Here is a 2,352-nt window from a genome sequence, read left to right on the forward strand (position 1 = left end):
TCAAATAGTTCGTCCATGCCCTCGGGCAGGCACATCCATATTGCATCTGCGGTTTTCATACCGCAAATTTAACACTTTTCTCAAAATCCATGCACCGCCATTTCGGCTTGACCCATAATTAGTTATCTTCTACCATTTCTTCATAAGCATATATCAAATACACCCCAATCCGATGATGTAGGCTAATAGATAGTTCGTATTATCCATTTTTATCCTGTCCCAAAATGAAAATTCCCAACCAATGGGCAAATATCAGGTTTGTTGCCATAAAGATAACACCGGCAACGCTCCACATAAGCATTTCCGTCAGAGACATGGCAAGGTAAATGCTGTACACCCCATAATATGCATATGGCAGGAGCAAAAAAGATGTGAACAGCCCCGGTACATAACCCCTTACAACGAAGGCTTGGGCTATATGTACAAGCAGATGCAGGGAGAAAGCCATGAACAATGCTGACCAAATCTCCATGGCGTATGCACCCTTCACAAAAGAGTATGCCGTGGAGGCGAGTATCACAGTCAACTCTTCTACGGCGGCAACGATAAGGGCACCAGTATTGATCCTTGATAGATATTTCAATATCGGTCTAAACCACGGCAAAAGCCCTGACAGTTTCTCCTCGTGTGCCAGTATCCATCTGCGTTGCACTATAGCTTCTTCCCCATCATGAAAGACAAAAGCGAAGGGGAAAGACAATACGAGACACAGTATTGATAGTGCACTCATGTATTTACTTGTTATTTGTTATTAGTAGCTTGATTATTCTCTCTATCATACTTTTTGTCCATTAGAACATTTTTATGCCTATGTCATCCTGCCAAATATCCACTCTGCCGGTTTCTACGAAATAGGGCGAGAATTTCGTTTGGGCAGCAATATCTAATGAGAGCACTACGCATCATAGTTTTTCTAAAACTTCAATATTTCCATTTTGAATATATTGAATTATCGATTGGATTTTTTCTGGTGGCCAGTTCCACCACTGGAGTTTTTGCAATCGTGTTATGATATCCGGAGCGAATCGTTTGCGTATCTCTTTCGCAGGAATGCCGCCGACTATTGAATACGGTTCCACATCTTTTGTGACAATCGCCCGTGTGCCAATTATCGCACCGTCTCCGATGGTCACTCCAGCCATAATCACAGCTTCATACCCAATCCACACGTCATTGCCTATAACAATATCGCCTTTGTTATCCCAAGCAGAGACTACCTCCGATTTCTGCAATCCCCATTCCTCGAAGAATAACGGAAATGTATATGTTGAAAGCGATTTCAGCGTGTGGTTGGCGCAATTGAAGATAAACTTTGCTCCGCAAGCTATCGAGCAAAATTTTCCTATAATTAGGCGGTCATGATTTATAGGGTAATGATATAGCACATTATTCTTCTCAAAGTCACGAGGGTCATTTACGAAATCATTGTAAATTGTAAAATCTCCAACCTCAATATTTTGGCATGTTATGACCGATTTGAGATATACGGTCTGTGCATCGCCTGTTCGGGGATATATTTTATTGCTTTCCATTGTAGAACATCAGATATTTTTCAAGATTTTCAGATATGTATTCTAAATTATGATGACCATTTGAAATATGGCATTCCGTTTTTATGCCCCGATTCAGTAATAATCCATTAAGAATTTCTACCGATTTGTCAAAACCTCCTTCATCCTTATCTCCAGCATCAAGATACCATGACTGGGTACTGTGGTGTTCATTGAAGTCATCGAATTCCAAAGGATTATTCTGATGAAATTTCTCCTTGCTCCCGTAATAAGGCAAATCGAAAGGATCAAGGTCAAGTTCCACTGCCGGCATGTGTCCTCCAACTTTTGAAAATAGTTCAGGGTATTTCAGTCCATAATGAATTGCTGCAAATCCTCCGGCGGAAGCACCGCCTACGTATCTTCCGTTTCGAGAGGGGATTGTGTTGAAACTGTCATCGACTAAAGGAACAATCTCTTGGATAAAATAATCCTCATATCTTCCGACATCTATAACATTACCATCTATCTTTTCCTGATGTGCAATCTTGGCAGAATTCAGTCCACGGCTATTATCCATTCGAGGACAAACGATTATCATCGGTTCTATTTTGGATGCGGCAATCAGTGAATCTGTCAATTGTGCCAAACCTAACTGCTCAATAAAAGACTCATCACCACTTCTTCCATGCAGAAAATACAATACAGGGAATTTACCGCCATATTTAACGTGAGTTCGATATAAGAGTTCAGTTATCCAATAATAAAACAATCAGCCATTTAGCATAAAACTAAATGGCTGATTTTCTTGGTATTCTCGCGAAAAATTCGTAAATTTATAGTGTCCAATTATAACATTTAC

The 2,352-nt window shown here is 40.3% G+C and carries 3 protein-coding genes; all 3 read right to left on the reverse strand.

Going from position 1 to position 2,352, the window contains the following annotated elements; translation table 11 throughout:
* Window positions 1-199: 199 nt before the first annotated feature.
* Complete coding sequence (locus tag QGT73_RS17160) at window positions 200-730, reverse strand: HXXEE domain-containing protein (protein WP_280123234.1); 531 nt, start codon at window positions 728-730, stop codon at window positions 200-202.
* Window positions 731-902: 172 nt separating this feature from the next.
* Window positions 903-1,532: a CatB-related O-acetyltransferase gene (locus tag QGT73_RS17165; protein ID WP_280123235.1), complete on the reverse strand. Its 630-nt coding sequence runs from the start codon at window positions 1,530-1,532 to the stop codon at window positions 903-905.
* Window positions 1,519-2,262, reverse strand: a complete 744-nt coding sequence (locus tag QGT73_RS17170; protein WP_280123236.1) for an alpha/beta hydrolase — start codon at window positions 2,260-2,262, stop codon at window positions 1,519-1,521. The genes QGT73_RS17165 and QGT73_RS17170 overlap by 14 nt, the downstream gene beginning before the upstream one ends.
* Window positions 2,263-2,352: the final 90 nt, after the last annotated feature.

This window comes from Duncaniella muricolitica, from assembly GCF_910574735.1.
GTDB classification, from domain to species: Bacteria; Bacteroidota; Bacteroidia; order Bacteroidales; family Muribaculaceae; genus Duncaniella; species Duncaniella muricolitica.